Below are 14,932 nucleotides of genomic sequence, written 5' to 3'. Positions count from 1 at the left end.
ATGTTTGAAGCAATAACTTCTTTGGAATTTGATTAATTTTGAAACTTTCAAGAAATAAAAAATGAGTTCAAAAAAAGGAAAAGTTCAAGAATTGGTCCAAGAAAAATTATTGGAAGAGCGCAAGGTGTTTTTATGGGGTATGGTAGATGATGATTCCGCAAAACATGTTATTGATCGTTTACTGTATTTAGATTTACAGAACAATAAGGAAATCCAACTTATTATCAATAGCCCGGGCGGTTATGTTACTTCTGGTTTTGCTATTTATGATACCATCAAGCAAATAAAAAGTCCGGTTTCTACAGTTTGTTCAGGTTTAGCTGCTTCAATGGGTTCAATTTTATTGTCCGTTGGTGAGAAAGGAAGAAGATTTATACAGCCACATGCGCGAGTAATGATTCATCAGCCAAGTGGTGGTGCCCAAGGGCAGGCTTCCAATATTGAGATTCAAGCCAAGGAAATTATAAAGACCAAAGAGCTTGGAGCAAAAATACTGGCAGATAATTGTGGACAGGATTTTGATAAGGTGATGAAAGATTTTGACCGTGATTATTGGATGGGTGCAGAAGAGTCTGTGAAATACGGTATCGTAGACGGTATATTGGAGTAGGTAATTGTTTACTACCTTACTTAAAAGGGAAAAAGTCCTTCGCAAATCTTGTGAAGGACTTTTTTCATATAGTGGCGCCGAAGCGGAATATTTAGACTATATACGTCAACTTTTGCACCAAAAGCCTACGACCGTTCGTTAAATAAATGTCAAAATTCAAAAATCAACATAAGTACGTCTTGTTTCCTTGCTCTTCAAGCGCAGCGGTCTTTATTCCAATTGATTTTTGATATTTCAATTTTCCGTATTTTTAAAGTTTAATACGAATTCGCCTATTGGCATTTATGATACAGATCTCTAAAAATATTGCCATCATCGGTTCTGGATTGGTGGGCTCTCTTTTAGCTATTTATTTAAGGAAAAAAGGACATTCGGTTACAGTTTTTGATAGAAGGCCAGATATACGGACAATAGAATTCTCTGGCCGCTCCATTAACTTGGCCATGAGCAACCGAGGATGGAAATCCCTTCGTAAAGTAGGACTGGAAGAAACTATCAAAGAAATTGCGATTCCTTTGGATAAACGAGCCATGCACGTAAACGATAAACCAGTTTATTTTCAGAAATATGGCAAAGAAGGCGAGGCAATATGGTCAATTTCCCGTGGAATCCTAAACAGAAAAATGATCGACTTGGCAGAAGAGGCAGGGGTTCTTTTTAGATTTAATGAAAAGGTTTGGGACGTTGATTTACCAGAAGCCAAGATATTTACGGGAGAATCCGAGAAAAGTGAGTGGAAGGAATACCAATACGATACTATATTTGGTTGTGACGGCGCTTTCTCTCGTGTAAGACATAAAATGCAACGTCGTAGCAGGTTTGATTATTCCCAGGATTTTATAGACGTAGGGTATAAGGAATTGACGATTCCACCCAACGAGGATGGTACGCACAAATTGAATAAAAACTCCTTTCATATTTGGCCAAGGGGAAAATTCATGCTCATTGCCATGCCAAATCTAGATGGAAGTTTTACCTGTACCCTGTTTTTACCTTTTGAAGGAGAAGTTTCTTTTGAAAATATCACCAATAAAAAAGAGGCCAAGGCGTTTTTCAAGACCTATTTCCCCAATGTAAGCAAGGAAATAGAAAATCTGACGAGGGATTTTTTTAAAAACCCTACCAGTGCCATGGTAACGATGAAATGCTATCCATGGACCTATTGGAACAAGGTTGCGTTGGTTGGTGATTCTGCCCATGCTATCGTGCCATTTTATGGTCAAGGAATGAATGCAGGTTTTGAGGATATTTATGAATTGGATAAACTTATGGAAGCTCATGGAGACGACTGGGAAACTATTTTTAGCGAATATCAAAAAAGTCGTAAACCCAATGCGGATGCCATTGCTGAACTCAGTTATCGGAATTTTATGGAAATGAGCCATAAAACCGCTGACCCAAAATTCCTGTTACAAAAGAAAATTGAAAAACGATTTGCTGAAAATCATCCTGAGAAGTGGATTCCTGTATATAGTCGTGTTACTTTTTCCGAACGGTCTTATGCAGAAGCCCTGGCAGTAGGGGATAAGCAAGAGGAAATCATGCAAGAAGTAATGTCAATGCCAAATATTGAAGCGCATTGGGATTCCAAGACTATTGAAAATAAGATTTTGAGTCTGTTGGGTGATATGACAATCTCTTAATTCAATAAAGTTATTATCGTTGATGACCTTTATTGATTCGCATTTCTGGTCATTTATTTTTTTTCGTATCACATTTTAAATTATACAAGTGGTATAGGTTAAAAACTTTTTATAATCGCTCTACTTATTGAAATCAGCAAATACATAGACGAAATAGAAAGTAGATATGAATAAGATGAAAAATGTATTACTTTAGTAAACGTGAAAAATAAAATCCAAATAGTGGCGGGTATTCTGGCAATGTATGTTTTGTCATTACCCGTTGTTTTGATTTTTCACTCACATACGCATGCAGAACATACTGTAAATACCGTTAACAACGATTTTACAGATATAGTTACTGCGGAAAATTCAGACTGTCATATCTGTAGTTTTTATTTTGATCAGCAACTACATGTTCAAGATCTCTTTGTTTACGAATTAGCTACTTTTTCCTACTATTTTCATCAAAGTATAGTGGGAACCATCAATATTGTTTCCCAAGAACAATATTACCTGCGAGGACCGCCGGTAGCCTAAATATCTTTCTTTTTACTTAATTGAATATGGCGACCTTCATACAAGGTTTCCAATAATTCATTTTACGCTGTATCATCCAATGGCGTACCATAGCTTAATCAATCACATTTACATAGTATAATATGCTAGAAGCAATCAATCTTACCAAAAGATATGGTGGACATGAAGCATTGAGCGACTTGAATCTTTCTGTTGCTCAAGGTGAAATTTTCTGTTTGCTGGGCCAAAATGGTGCCGGTAAAACCACCACGATAAATTTATTTCTTGGTTTACTAACAGCTACAAGCGGTAAGGCTTTAATTAATGGCGTCGAAGTAAAGCCAAACAGTAATGCCACTTCAAAAATGATAGCCTATATACCTGAAGTAGTACAACTTTACGGTAACCTATCAGGTATGGAAAATCTTGACTTTTTTAGCCGAATTGCAGGGTTTCGGTATTCAAAGGAGGAATTGGCGTCCTACTTATTAAAAGCTGGGCTTCAGGAAACCGCCCACCTTAATAAGCTGGCCTCTTATTCTAAGGGAATGCGACAGAAAGTAGGTATCGCCATTGCACTATCCAAAAATGCAGGCTTCATATTTATGGATGAGCCGATCTCTGGCCTTGATCCTAAGGCTGCGGTAGAGTTTACTGCGATTTGCAAGGAATTGAGCCAAATGGGAAAATCTATTTTTATGGCGACACATGATATTTTCAATGCTGTTAATGTCGGTACCAGGATTGGTATTATGAAAGAAGGCCGTTTGGTGTACGAGTCGGAAACAACGGATATAAATGCCAACGAATTACAAAATCTATACTTAAAAACAATCTAAAATCTTAAATCAAAATGATCAGAGTAGTGATTTCGCCTTAGGTGCGGAGTTACTTTTTGATTGTGCAGATAACAGATTACCCCGAAAATAAAACGAACACAAATGAGAATCATAAAAAACCTATTTATATTATTACTTTTTAGTTTTGTTGTGAATATCCACGCTCAAGAGGTAACGGGTTCGGTTACCGATGAGCAAGGAAGTCCAATTTTTGGTGCTACGGTTTCCATTGGTAATACAGACAACATGTTCGGAGTGTTGACAGATAGGAACGGAGCATTTCAACTAAATGTACCCGAAGGAGTTTACGAGTTCGAAGTACGCTTTTTGGGATATGCTTCCCACCAAAAATCCATCGATGTAAGTTCTTCTACTGTACTTGATTTGGGAACTGTTGTATTAACAGAAACTACAGAGAGCTTACAAAATGTTGAGGTCATAGGTCGTGCTAGGACCGACTACAATAGCGATTATTCCTTTTCTTCGACTAAGGTGGCCATCAAAAACAAGGAGTTACCACAAGCGGTATCAACAATTACCAAAGAATTGATGAACGACCGTCAAGCGTTTCAATTGGCAGATGCAGTAAAAGCTGCCAGTAGTGTTACTTCCACGGCATTTTACAATCATTTCAACATACGGGGTGTCACACAAGCAGAAGAGGGACAGGTCATCAATGGAATGCGAACACGTCAGTATTATTTTCTACAGCCCATAACCTCTCACATAGAACGGGTAGAAGTTGTCAAAGGACCCTCTTCGGTAACTTTTTCCAGTGTTGACCCAGGCGGGACCATAAATATGGTAACCAAAAAACCTTTAAGGGAAAAGCGAAACGAGGTAAGTGCTACCGTGGGCAGTTTTGGAACGCTTAGGGCAACAGTAGATTTTACAGGGCCATTGAATGAATCTAAAACCCTTTTATACCGTTTTAATGCAGCAGTACAGGAAGCTAGGTCTTTTCGGGATGTGGTACAGAACAACGCTTTTTTGATTACACCGTCTATTTCATACATACCTAATAATACTACAGCATTAAATGTAGAAATGATATATAGTAATGGTGTTGGCAACCTCGATAGGGGGCAGCCCATTTTTGGTGCCATCAATGGGGAATTTGATTTGAACAGTACGCCGACTTCCCTTAACGTAGGGGCTTCAAACGACTTTTTTAAGTCAAAGGAGTTTTTGGTGATGGGCAACTTCACCAAGCAGATTACAGATAACATTGGCTTCAATGTCTCGTATATGAAACAAACTTGGGAAGAAGACCTTGCCGAGCACAGAACTGTGAACGCCGCCGCTGTGGATATCGAAGGAAATCCTATCAATACCCTAGCTGAAATGCGTTATGTGGAACGAAAGCAGTTCTGGGTCACCGATAATTTCAATGCTTTTGTAAATTTTGATTTTGAAAGTGATAAAATCACTAATAAAGCTCTTATAGGATACGATGGAAGTTGGTGGGAGCGTACCAAGGGTGGTGGACAAAATGGAGCGCGAAGGTATTTAAGAAATGACGGGAGCGTAAGTAATTTTGATCCGGCCGATGCCGCAGATTTTCAAACTATTGAAATCGATGGTGTACTGGCACCGAGACCTAATGTTCCCCATTTTGATTTGACCGACCCTCAAAACAACATGAGGATTATCAACGACTATACCATGTCAGAATTCGCAATTCCGGCAAACCTAACTACCTCCAGTGGGGTCTACATTCAAAACCAATTTAAGATATGGAAGCTTTCTGCCTTGGTCAACCTTCGTTACGAGTGGTATGAGGATAAGTTCAATTATGAATCCAACGATGAAGAAAGTTTTAAAAACGAAGCTTTTATACCACGTCTAGGGATTACGTACGAGGCAACGGACAATATAAATGTCTATGGAACCTATATTGAGGGCTTTCAACCGCAATCAAATACCGTTACTTTATCACCGGCTACAGAAAACTTTTTCTGGGCAAGTTCTCCAGCAGAATTTGACCCCTTGGAAAGTGATTTGATCGAGTTTGGAGCAAAAGGAGAGTTCTTTAGAGGACGATTGGCAATGAACATGGCCGTTTATGAAATCAATCAAAAAAACCTTTTGCAACCCGATCCCAACGATGAGGATTTGTTGATTGAGGGTGGCGCACGAAGAAGTAGAGGTTTTGAGTGGGACCTATCGGGCTACATCTTACCAAATTTTCAGGTAAATGCTTCCTATGCCTATATCGATGCTGAAATAATCGCGGATGATGATCCTACTTTGATTGGTGAACGAGCGGGTGGAACACCGGAGCATAGTGCTAACCTTTGGGCCAGATATGATTTTAGGGATAATACCTTGAGAGACGTCGGAATTGGTTTTGGAACAGAATATCGTGGAGATCGATTCTCATGGTACAGCGATCGTGTGCTGCTTCCGGCGTATACGGTATTTGATGCCGCAGTTTATTATCGCCCCTCAGGAGGAAATATACAATTGGCGCTTAAGGTGAACAACTTGTTCGATGAAACATATTGGGGAGGTGCATTGTTTGCATCACGACTTTTTCCTGGAGCACCACGAAATGTGTTGCTGACAACCTCCTATAAATTTTAAGGATTATGAAAAGAGCTAACATCGGTCTGTTTATGGGGCATTTCCTCAAAAATGCCCTCAAGACCAAAGTAATCTACATCATGTTTGGCATATTTTTGCTGCTGACCGCCTACGCTGCGGTCAGTGGTATAAATAACTACTCCAAACAGAATGCCATTAGACTGGAACACCAACAAAAAGCACGACAGAGTTGGGAGGGCAATCCAGATAAACATCCACATCGCATGGCACACTTTGGCACGTTTGCTTTCCGTATGAAACAGCCTTTGAGCATGTTCGATTACGGAATTGAAAGCTTTACGGGAAATGCGATCTTTTTGGAAGCTCATAGGCAGAACAGCGTTAACTTTTCAGATGCAGGGTTTTCCACCGGGACTCTGCGCTTTGGTGAATTGAGCATGGCAATGCTTTTACAGCTTGTGCTCCCCTTGATTTTATTTTTTTTGGGATTTTCAGTTGTGGTCTCCGAGAGAGAGAACGGAACCTTGAAAATACTACTGTCCCAAGGGGCAGATTGGAAGGAAATACTGCTGGGCAAATCTTTGGGACTATTTATACTGGCACTTTTATTCTTTGTTCCTATTATTCTGGTTACTATGTTTTTTTTGATTTTTGGGGAGACCATGGCGGATTCAGCCAATTCGTGGCAACGTTTTTTATTGCTATTGTTGGGGTACGCACTGTTTTTACTTATTCTATCCTTTATAAGCATAATGGTGTCCACTACGGCGCACTCGTCTAAAAATGCTCTGCTTACGTTACTAGGTATTTGGTTGTTGATGGTGGTGTTGGTTCCCAAAACCTCACAGGCAGTTGGAAATGCTATCTATCCCACACCCTCTAAGTTGAGTTTTCAATCGGGCGTTGAGCGGGATGTCATTAAAAAAGGAGATAGCCACAACCCAGATGACCCCTATTTCAATAGGTTGAGGGATTCGGTTTTGGCCGTTCATGGCGTTGATTCCATCACCCAGTTACCTTTTAATTATGGAGGTTTTGTAATGCGGGAAGGAGAGAAGACAAGTGCAAATCTTTACAAAAAACACCATGATAGTTTATTGCACATCTATGAAAAACAGAACAACGTTAGCCGTTTTACTGCCGTACTCAATCCTTTTGTGGCCATTAAAACGATATCTATGGCATTTACAGGAACCGATTTCAAGGGATACGTGGATTTTCAAGAGCAGGCCGAAGTCTATCGCTATCAATTGGCACAGGAAATGAACGAACTCCAGATGGAATACATCAGCACAAAAAAAGTAAGTGGTTCCGAAGGGAAAAAACATGTAGTGGAACATGAACATTGGGAGGAATTCCCCGATTTTCAACACCAGATGCAGCCTTTACAAAGTTCTTTGAACGAGGCATCGTTAGGTATTTTTTCTTTATTGGGCTGGGTTTTGTTATCCTTTTTGGGCTTAGGATATCTTTCAAAAAAAGCAAAAGCAATATAGCTATGTACAAACTTCTACTTTTACAATTTTTAAGGTCAAGGGCTGTTGTAGCTAGCTTGGTTCTTATACTCGTGTTGGGCGCAATAAGTATTGGTATAGGGCATCAATTTGTATCTCAAAAAAAGGCGGCAATCGACCAAGTTGAAAATTATCAACAGAATCACATCGACAGAAATGTGACGTTGCACAAAGATGATTTAGGGCTTCTTATGTACTATGTGAAGTTCGCATTCATAAACAGTCCAACCCACCTTTCGGGGCTTTCCATAGGACAAAGTGATATAAACACAAATCTGCAGCGAATCACTATCAAAAATCTGGAGGGACAACGATATGATACAGATTTGGTAAACCCTATGAATCTTCAGTCGGGAAACCTGGACTTATCGTTCGTGTTACTATACCTATTTCCACTGTTGATCATTGTTTTTACCTTCAATTTGTTATCCGAAGAAACCGAGACGGGCACATGGCGATTGGTATCGGTACAAACTCCATCAAAACAGAAGTACCTATTAACGAAATTATCTATAAGGGTACTGCTTATATATGTAGTCTTGGGAATACTTTTTACTATTGCTAAATCGGTGTTGTCCATTCCTTTGGATATGAATTTTATGATGATGATTTTCCTGTCGTTGTTATATGTTGCATTTTGGTTCGCGTTATGCTTTTTTGTCATCAACTTTAAAAAGAGTTCAGGGTTCAATGCGTTGCTACTACTATCCATTTGGTTGGTATTGCTTATACTATTGCCGGCGGGAATGAATGCGTATTTGGCCAACAAGTATCCGGTTCCCGAAGCTTTGAGTGCGATGATAAGTCAGCGGGATGGGTATCATACCAAATGGGATACTGATAAAACGGAAACTTTGCAAAAGTTCTATGATCATTATCCACAGTTCCAAAAGTTTGGATATCCAATTGAAGGGTTCAACTGGACATGGTATTATGCCATGCAACAGATGGGAGATGACGATTCTGTTACAGATACCAAGGCGTTACGGGAAAAGATTAGCGAACGTGAAAGTGTTAGTAAACAACTGTCCGCATTTTTGCCAAATATGCATTTGCAATTAGTATTCAATGAACTTGCAGGAACCAGTTTAGATCAGCACCTTAATTTTTTGGATGCAACAGCCAATTATCATGAAGAACTACGGTTGTTTTTTTATCCTAAAATATTTGAAGAGAAATCTGCAGATGCGGTGGACTGGACAAGATTTACGCCAAAATATGCAGATGATGGGAAGAGTGATCAAAAACTCATGCGTATTGTTTGGCCTTTGTTTATAGCTACTCTTCTTATGTTTTTCTGTTGTGCCATAATCGGCCGAAAGCTGTAGTGAAAGGAGTATTTTTATATGTGATTTTATGTGTAAATGATGCGTATGTATTTGTGGGAAAGAGGTTAAGAATTTAACCTAAGGTGATTTTGAAACTATCCTCTTTTGAGTAAAGTTTTCTTTTAAGCAATGTAGTTGATTCCATGCAACCATTGAGACAGTCCATTAGTAAGATTACTTTTTGAAGTAGCAACATTAATCTAAAAGTCCGGCAAATAGATTAGTAAAACATTCCATTTTTTGATCAATCTAAAACTTTAATCTACCTATTCATTTTTTAGCGGTTAACCGCGTATTTATCTGTTCAACAGAAGAATGGCAACACGGAACTTACTCATTTAGGTATTTAAGATAAAGTGCCCCTTGAAACGTACTTCGTTTTTTTATTGAATGGTGCAACCCTTTACTTTTTGAGTTGTCTTTCTTTACAAAGAAAGTCTTTTTAAAAGAATTGATTTTTTGACAAATACGAACGTACTATTTGAATTTAATTTTACTGTTAAATATTAATATTTAACAATCTCAAAAAATAGTCAAATAGAAATGTTATGACAAAACTCAACTAAATGAATATTCAGCCTATCAGGTTATCTCTCCTAGCTTTAATTTGTTGTATTTCGGTCCATGCGCAAGATGACAGTGAGGATGAATACATAACATTCAATGATAGAAAAAACAATGTTCATGGTGTTTATGTAGGACTTCATGGTCACTATGGAGAACTTAGGGGTGAACCGGTCTATGGGGCAAGTTTTAAGATTGCCTATGTTGCCAATCAACGATTTGAGATAGGTCTGTCAATAACCGGTTTTGAGTCTGATCAACCTTTGATACCAGATACAGATATTGATAATGTAGTAGGGGGAGGAACCCTTGGTATTCATTTAGAACCCATTATGTTTAGTGAGAAAAGAGTCAGTCTTTCCTTTCCCTTGCATGTTGGAGTTGGTGTTTTTACGAATAGAATATTATCAGGTCCAGACTTTGACGAAGATTTTAAGGATAGGGAATTTGAGGATTTAGATCCTGTTTTGGTCATTGAACCGGGTGTAAGCACCCTCTTCAATGTATCAAGATACTTGCAACTAGAAGCTGGTATAAAGTATAGGTTTAGCGGTAAATTAAATTTAGCTACGAGCCCAATTAAAAGGTTGAACGGTTTTACCGCCGGTTTTGGTTTAAAAGTAGGTGTCTTTAATATGGGCAGGAATCGTTACAAGAAAAAACTTGACTAACAGTGTAAAGCAGCATGGAAGCCAAAAAAGAAAATATTCAATTGCCAAGTATCCTATTAATATAGTTTCCGCGGTAAGTCAATGTATGTGGAACATATTTCTCTAATAATGAATCGTTAAAAATTTGAAATCATGAAGCGTTTTTTTTTACTAATTTTTATTCTAGTTGTTGGACTGACAAATGTTAATTCTCAAGAATTGGGATTAGGGGTCGAGAGAGGTTTTGACTTTTCGGATATTTCAGGAGATATTGCCGGAGACACGGGTCCTCTTACGAGGTATCATTTTGGTGCTGTGGCAGAGGTGCCTATTTCTGATAAATTTTCACTTCAACCAGAAGTACTGTACTCCGGACAAGGTTATACTTTAAATGACGACCGTGTAGATCTAGATTATTTAAGTGTACCGTTACTTGGAAAATATTACGTGGCAAAAGGGTTGAGCCTTGAAGCTGGCCCACAAATTGGCCTGTTACTTTAAGCCGAAGAAGAAGATAATACAGATGTTAAAGATTTTTTTGGTAGTGTTGATTTAGGATTAAATCTAGGTTTAGGTTATAAATTTGAGAATGGACTCAATTTTAATGTTCGGTATATCGTAGGATTATCCGATATTAATGATAGAGACGGTCTTGATGCTAAAATTAGAAATGGTGTAGCCCAACTTTCTATTGGTTACTTCTTTTTCTAGGTTTATAGCAGGGCTTATTTGCTTTAACTGGTATGAAACAGTTGCTACTTTCTGGTTTAGGTATTTTGATGTGCACTACTATGCTTGCACAGAAGGAGGGCGTTGAAAAACCTACGGCCCCAGATAGAAATTATAACAACCAGATTTTACAATACAATATGGACTTTCCAATAGGTGTCAATGCGGAACAATTTGCTCATGGTCTTGTAGATATTCCAATGACCAAGGATATGGCGGTGCGTGTAGAACGTTTTTACACCAAGTTTGGAGACCAAGAGCAGTTGAGTGCCGGTTTTGCGATCAAATACTTTTTAAACAAAGAGCTCTATCTGATTACGGGAAGTGAAATACAATACGATATTAATACGAATAACGCTGGCTTTCCACAAAGAGAATTGATGCGTACGAATTTTGGTATGGGCTATAAGTCAGAAGGCAATTTAAGAATAGAGTTGGGGTATAAACCAATGATCGGTACACCCAACTCTGATGTATTGGAAAATATAATCAGCAATAGAGAAAGCACCTTTTTTTTAAAAGCACGGTTCTAAGAACTGTTTTAAACGTGCCACATAAAATTTGAAAGGCCCCATAACTTTATAATAGGGGTAAACAATTAGATTTTATAAGTTATATAAAATCTATTCTGTGTAAAAAAAATCCGCTTTAAGCGGATTTTTTTATGCCGATATCCTTGCTACAACGTTTTCTTTGAATTCACTTGGACTAATATCGTATTTATCCTTAAATATTTTTGAAAAATAACTTCTACTACTGAAACCAATGGTGTAAACAATTTCAGAAATACTCATTTCTGTGGTATTTATATAATCTCTAGCATGCTCCAAACGAGCATGCCTTATATATTCTGTAACGGTCTTTGTATACAGTAATTTAAAACCCTCTTGTAACTTAGCTTGCGAAAGCCCCGAATCTCTGGACAACTGTTCCAAAGAGTAATTTTTTGATACGTCTTTGACAATTTTGTTAGCAATCTCGCGTACTATTTTTAATTCTCGTCTTAGTAAAGTGGTTGGAGGTTTCTTATGTTTCAACACTTTGTCGTGCCCAAGTATGTGCATGGATAAAATCTGATATACAAGTCCTTGTATTTGCATGATCCGAATCATCCCTTTGCTCTTCACTTTTCTTAGGACACCTATTTTATCAGCAATTTTCAAGTTATAACTTCCATAAAAAGCAAAGGTGTTTTCATGGTCTGTATCTAAAAAAACTTCATAAAGTTTTCGATTGAGTTCTTCTACATTATTGAGTCGTTGTTTTAGAAATTGTCTCCTTATTATTTGTGTCTTCATCATTACTCTTTTTAAAGCACAATACTAATATGGACATTTAGTATCACAAGCAATATATGTAACCGTTAAACGCATTGAAAAGTCTTAGGGAACATCTATGTAAGTTTTTATTAAAAACATTTTTCAATACTTGTATTAACGCAAAAACCCCTCATAAGAGGGGCTCAACCAAACAATCAAAAAATGATATAATTATTGAATCATATCAAATTCTTCAACAAAGAAAAAATCGCCATCTTGTGTCGGAGCATAGTAGATGCCTTCTCCCATTATATATTCCATGGTATTGTTGTCAACATTTACTGCAAATCCCTTACCAGTAGATACTAATTCAAATGAATCATGAGGCTCTTTTCTATAGCTCAAGACTATAAATCTATTGTAAGTGCTGTCTATATCACTTTTAACGGTTATTAGTTTTGTGACCATGGCCGGTGCATCTTTTCTATTCTGGTCTATTTTTCCTTTGTCAGCTTCATCAAATTTCATTAGGTACTCTCGTCTTTCCTGTATGGTTACATCATACCCTATCTTTGCTCCATTCTTATCAAATGTGAACGTTTTCTTTGTCACTTTACTTAGCTTTCCATCAAGATTCTCTTTTGTTTGGGCCTGACTTGTAAAAACTCCCAAGAGTAAGAGTGATGTAACTATTGTTTTTAAATTTTTCATTTTTATGTTTTTAATTAATAATTCTTTTGAACTCCATATCCTTTTCTTAGGACACTTTTTCCATTTCTACAGACTTTAATTGGTCTTTTGTATTTTTCGACCATGCATCTAACATCCAGCTCGATTTTTCCAATTGGGCAATGTAAGAACCCATCATATCTACAGTTCCTTCGTCCCCAACTTTTTCTGCTGTACTTATAACACTTTTCATTTGCAACAATAGCTTTTTATGGTCCTTTAGTATTTCCAAAACCATTTCCCCGTCTGTAATCATGGCAGATACCTCATCCACATTGGCCAATTTTAAGTACTCGCTCATTTTACTTATAGGATGAAAACGCAATGTTAGAATACGTTCTGCGATTTCATCAATTTTAATTCTGGCATCATTGTACAGTTCCTCAAACTTTTCATGAAGGTCGAAGAAGCTTTTTCCCAATACGTTCCAATGGAAACTTCTTAATTTTTGGTAGTAAACACTATAATCTGCCAATAGTTGGTTTAAATCCTTATTTACAAGCAGTAAATTCTTGTCGTTTATATTCAGATAATTCATTATGAATTGTTTTATAATTACTAATGTGGCTTTCACATTTTTTTAAGGTCTATCACAAAACTAGTTCGGTTAGCTAGTTCGGATTTGCTCATATGGAAAACATCTTAACGTTATCTCTAAAAAAATCTATGCACCGAGAAATAGAAAGAATGCTTCTCGCTGAAAACTAATTATTTAGGTATTGAGTTAATCTCTGAATGGATATCGTTAACCAAAAGAATAGCTTTAATCGACTTTTGTAGTGTTAGCAAATAGAAGCTAATTAAACAAATTATTAACCTTATAAACAAAATACTATGTTACGTTGGACAATTACATTTATAATACTTGCCATTATTGCCGGAATATTTGGATTTGGCGGCATCGCGGCTGGAGCTGCTAGTATTGCAAAAATTCTATTCTTTTTATTTATCGTTCTATTTATTATTTCATTGATAACAGGAAGAAAAAAAATATAACTTAAAAACACATTATGAAAAAGTCATTAATATCATTTATTATAGTTCTAGGGTTGATCTTTACCACCTTAAGCTGCAGAGAAACCAAATCTGACAAGGAAAAAGCTGAAGATGCAATTGAAAACACGGCAGAAGAAATCGAAGACGCTGCTGAAGATGTGGGAGATGAAATTGAAGATGCCGCTGACGATGTAAAGGAAGAACTGGATGGGAACAGCGATGATAACTAACTACATCTAATAGTTAACAAAAAACGGATGCTCATAGGGCATCCGTTTTTTGTTATAATACCTTTACATTGCAAAACAATAAATAATCATTGTTTTTTATTCCATGCGATTAAACACAATTTTAATAATAATATACGCGCTAACATGTCTTTGGGCCATTGCCAGCATTTTATTACATGGTAACAGACCTACTAAATCCATAAGTTGGGTGTTCACGGTATTGATCTTTCCATTTGCCGGTGTTTTGCTGTACTACCTTTTTGGGGTCAACCGGCGAAAGTTTAAGCCTTTTTACTTTAAAACAGGTTAAAAAAAGAAGATTATATGACACCAGGTATCATGAATTGACAGATTCAAAGTTGATTGAAAAATCTTTGTCAAGTAACTATAAAAGATTATCGCAACTTATTGCCAATAGCGGACATACTCTTCCATATAGCGGAAATCTAGTCAAAGTATTGGATGACGGCGATGAGACCTTTGATACTATATTTGAGGTTTTAGATAAAGCAAAAAAGTTTATACACATACAGTACTATGCTTTTGAGCAAGGTGAGCTTCAAGAAAAATTTTATGAAATATTAAAAAGAAAAACAAAAGAAGGGTTTGAGGTTAGATTGATTTATGATAAGCTATTTCAAGATTTTTTTTACAAAAAGCATCAGTCCGTATTTACTTATAATTTTGGAAACATAACGTATCCAGTTTAATGGTTGAAGCGAAGACTCAATATCATATTTCACGGCCTTAAGTTGCTCTAAAGCAATTTGACGTTCTAGGTTATAAACCTTTAAAT

General features: G+C 37.1%; 17 protein-coding genes. 14 read left to right on the top strand and 3 right to left on the bottom strand.

What is annotated here, in order from left to right:
• The first annotated feature begins 61 nt into the window (after positions 1-61).
• From KIM67_RS12640 to KIM67_RS12595, 10 genes are all read left to right on the top strand, one after another.
• A complete protein-coding gene (locus tag KIM67_RS12640; protein WP_163416238.1) occupies positions 62-610 on the top strand; it encodes a ClpP family protease in 549 nt (182 codons plus the stop codon).
• Positions 611-894: 284 nt separating this feature from the next.
• Entirely contained in the window at positions 895-2,253 is a 1,359-nt protein-coding gene (locus KIM67_RS12635) for an NAD(P)/FAD-dependent oxidoreductase (protein WP_213831864.1), read from the top strand.
• A 201-nt stretch (positions 2,254-2,454) separates the two neighbouring features.
• Positions 2,455-2,772 (top strand): hypothetical protein, encoded by a 318-nt coding sequence (locus KIM67_RS12630; RefSeq protein WP_213831862.1) that lies wholly within the window; start codon positions 2,455-2,457, stop codon positions 2,770-2,772.
• Positions 2,773-2,894: 122 nt separating this feature from the next.
• On the top strand, positions 2,895-3,590 hold the full coding sequence (locus tag KIM67_RS12625) for an ABC transporter ATP-binding protein (protein ID WP_213831860.1): 696 nt from the start codon (positions 2,895-2,897) through the stop codon (positions 3,588-3,590).
• A gap of 102 nt (positions 3,591-3,692) precedes the next feature.
• Complete coding sequence (locus KIM67_RS12620) at positions 3,693-6,176, top strand: TonB-dependent siderophore receptor (protein WP_213831856.1); 2,484 nt, start codon at positions 3,693-3,695, stop codon at positions 6,174-6,176.
• Between the two features lie 5 nt (positions 6,177-6,181).
• A complete protein-coding gene (locus tag KIM67_RS12615; RefSeq protein WP_213831855.1) occupies positions 6,182-7,633 on the top strand; it encodes a DUF3526 domain-containing protein in 1,452 nt (483 codons plus the stop codon).
• A 2-nt stretch (positions 7,634-7,635) separates the two neighbouring features.
• Entirely contained in the window at positions 7,636-8,979 is a 1,344-nt protein-coding gene (locus tag KIM67_RS12610; RefSeq protein ID WP_213831854.1) for a DUF3526 domain-containing protein, read from the top strand.
• 566 nt (positions 8,980-9,545) lie between these two features.
• The gene (locus KIM67_RS12605) at positions 9,546-10,214 is read left to right on the top strand and encodes a hypothetical protein (protein WP_213831853.1); all 669 of its coding nucleotides are present in this window, start codon (positions 9,546-9,548) and stop codon (positions 10,212-10,214) included.
• Positions 10,215-10,346: 132 nt separating this feature from the next.
• Positions 10,347-10,694 (top strand): porin family protein, encoded by a 348-nt coding sequence (locus tag KIM67_RS12600; protein WP_213831852.1) that lies wholly within the window; start codon positions 10,347-10,349, stop codon positions 10,692-10,694.
• A gap of 242 nt (positions 10,695-10,936) precedes the next feature.
• Complete coding sequence (locus KIM67_RS12595) at positions 10,937-11,455, top strand: hypothetical protein (protein WP_213831851.1); 519 nt, start codon at positions 10,937-10,939, stop codon at positions 11,453-11,455.
• A 129-nt stretch (positions 11,456-11,584) separates the two neighbouring features.
• Here the strand turns inward: KIM67_RS12595 and KIM67_RS12590 are convergent, their stop codons facing one another.
• The 3 genes from KIM67_RS12590 to KIM67_RS12580 form a co-directional block, all read right to left on the bottom strand.
• Positions 11,585-12,223, bottom strand: a complete 639-nt coding sequence (locus KIM67_RS12590) for a helix-turn-helix transcriptional regulator (RefSeq protein ID WP_213831850.1) — start codon at positions 12,221-12,223, stop codon at positions 11,585-11,587.
• Positions 12,224-12,412: 189 nt separating this feature from the next.
• Complete coding sequence (locus tag KIM67_RS12585) at positions 12,413-12,892, bottom strand: hypothetical protein (protein ID WP_213831848.1); 480 nt, start codon at positions 12,890-12,892, stop codon at positions 12,413-12,415.
• A gap of 46 nt (positions 12,893-12,938) precedes the next feature.
• Positions 12,939-13,448: a Dps family protein gene (locus KIM67_RS12580; protein WP_213831845.1), complete on the bottom strand. Its 510-nt coding sequence runs from the start codon at positions 13,446-13,448 to the stop codon at positions 12,939-12,941.
• Between the two features lie 296 nt (positions 13,449-13,744).
• On the opposite strand from KIM67_RS12580, the gene KIM67_RS12575 reads away from it, so the two are divergent.
• The 4 genes from KIM67_RS12575 (at position 13,745) to KIM67_RS12560 (ending at position 14,846) form a co-directional block, all read left to right on the top strand.
• Positions 13,745-13,906, top strand: coding sequence for a DUF1328 family protein (locus KIM67_RS12575; RefSeq protein WP_213831844.1), 162 nt, complete (start codon positions 13,745-13,747; stop codon positions 13,904-13,906).
• A 14-nt stretch (positions 13,907-13,920) separates the two neighbouring features.
• Positions 13,921-14,136 carry a hypothetical protein gene (locus tag KIM67_RS12570; protein ID WP_213831842.1) on the top strand — a complete coding sequence of 72 codons (216 nt, stop codon included), beginning with the start codon at positions 13,921-13,923 and terminating at the stop codon, positions 14,134-14,136.
• 103 nt (positions 14,137-14,239) lie between these two features.
• Positions 14,240-14,446: a PLDc N-terminal domain-containing protein gene (locus tag KIM67_RS18805; RefSeq protein WP_213831841.1), complete on the top strand. Its 207-nt coding sequence runs from the start codon at positions 14,240-14,242 to the stop codon at positions 14,444-14,446.
• 34 nt (positions 14,447-14,480) lie between these two features.
• Positions 14,481-14,846, top strand: a complete 366-nt coding sequence (locus KIM67_RS12560) for a phosphatidylserine/phosphatidylglycerophosphate/cardiolipin synthase family protein (protein WP_213831839.1) — start codon at positions 14,481-14,483, stop codon at positions 14,844-14,846.
• The last annotated feature ends 86 nt before the right edge of the window (positions 14,847-14,932 follow it).

The sequence above is a fragment of the Flagellimonas sp. 389 genome (genome assembly GCF_018449435.1).
Taxonomy (GTDB): Bacteria; Bacteroidota; Bacteroidia; order Flavobacteriales; family Flavobacteriaceae; genus Flagellimonas.
Note: the sequence above shows the minus strand (reverse complement) of the source record. Positions and strands in the feature narration are given on the sequence as shown.

Excerpts from the sequence above, each read along its gene's own strand:
- KIM67_RS12640 (WP_163416238.1), top strand. The coding sequence starts at position 62 with ATGAGTTCAAAAAAAGGAAAAGTTCAAGAATTGGTCCAAGAAAAATTA.
- KIM67_RS12635 (WP_213831864.1), top strand. The coding sequence starts at position 895 with ATGATACAGATCTCTAAAAATATTGCCATCATCGGTTCTGGATTGGTG.
- KIM67_RS12625 (WP_213831860.1), top strand. The coding sequence starts at position 2,895 with ATGCTAGAAGCAATCAATCTTACCAAAAGATATGGTGGACATGAAGCA.
- KIM67_RS12620 (WP_213831856.1), top strand. The coding sequence starts at position 3,693 with ATGAGAATCATAAAAAACCTATTTATATTATTACTTTTTAGTTTTGTT.
- KIM67_RS12615 (WP_213831855.1), top strand. The coding sequence starts at position 6,182 with ATGAAAAGAGCTAACATCGGTCTGTTTATGGGGCATTTCCTCAAAAAT.
- KIM67_RS12610 (WP_213831854.1), top strand. The coding sequence starts at position 7,636 with ATGTACAAACTTCTACTTTTACAATTTTTAAGGTCAAGGGCTGTTGTA.
- KIM67_RS12605 (WP_213831853.1), top strand. The coding sequence starts at position 9,546 with ATGAATATTCAGCCTATCAGGTTATCTCTCCTAGCTTTAATTTGTTGT.
- KIM67_RS12600 (WP_213831852.1), top strand. The coding sequence starts at position 10,347 with ATGAAGCGTTTTTTTTTACTAATTTTTATTCTAGTTGTTGGACTGACA.
- KIM67_RS12595 (WP_213831851.1), top strand. The coding sequence starts at position 10,937 with ATGAAACAGTTGCTACTTTCTGGTTTAGGTATTTTGATGTGCACTACT.
- KIM67_RS12590 (WP_213831850.1), bottom strand. The coding sequence starts at position 12,223 with ATGATGAAGACACAAATAATAAGGAGACAATTTCTAAAACAACGACTC.
- KIM67_RS12585 (WP_213831848.1), bottom strand. The coding sequence starts at position 12,892 with ATGAAAAATTTAAAAACAATAGTTACATCACTCTTACTCTTGGGAGTT.
- KIM67_RS12580 (WP_213831845.1), bottom strand. The coding sequence starts at position 13,448 with ATGAATTATCTGAATATAAACGACAAGAATTTACTGCTTGTAAATAAG.
- KIM67_RS12575 (WP_213831844.1), top strand. The coding sequence starts at position 13,745 with ATGTTACGTTGGACAATTACATTTATAATACTTGCCATTATTGCCGGA.
- KIM67_RS12570 (WP_213831842.1), top strand. The coding sequence starts at position 13,921 with ATGAAAAAGTCATTAATATCATTTATTATAGTTCTAGGGTTGATCTTT.
- KIM67_RS18805 (WP_213831841.1), top strand. The coding sequence starts at position 14,240 with ATGCGATTAAACACAATTTTAATAATAATATACGCGCTAACATGTCTT.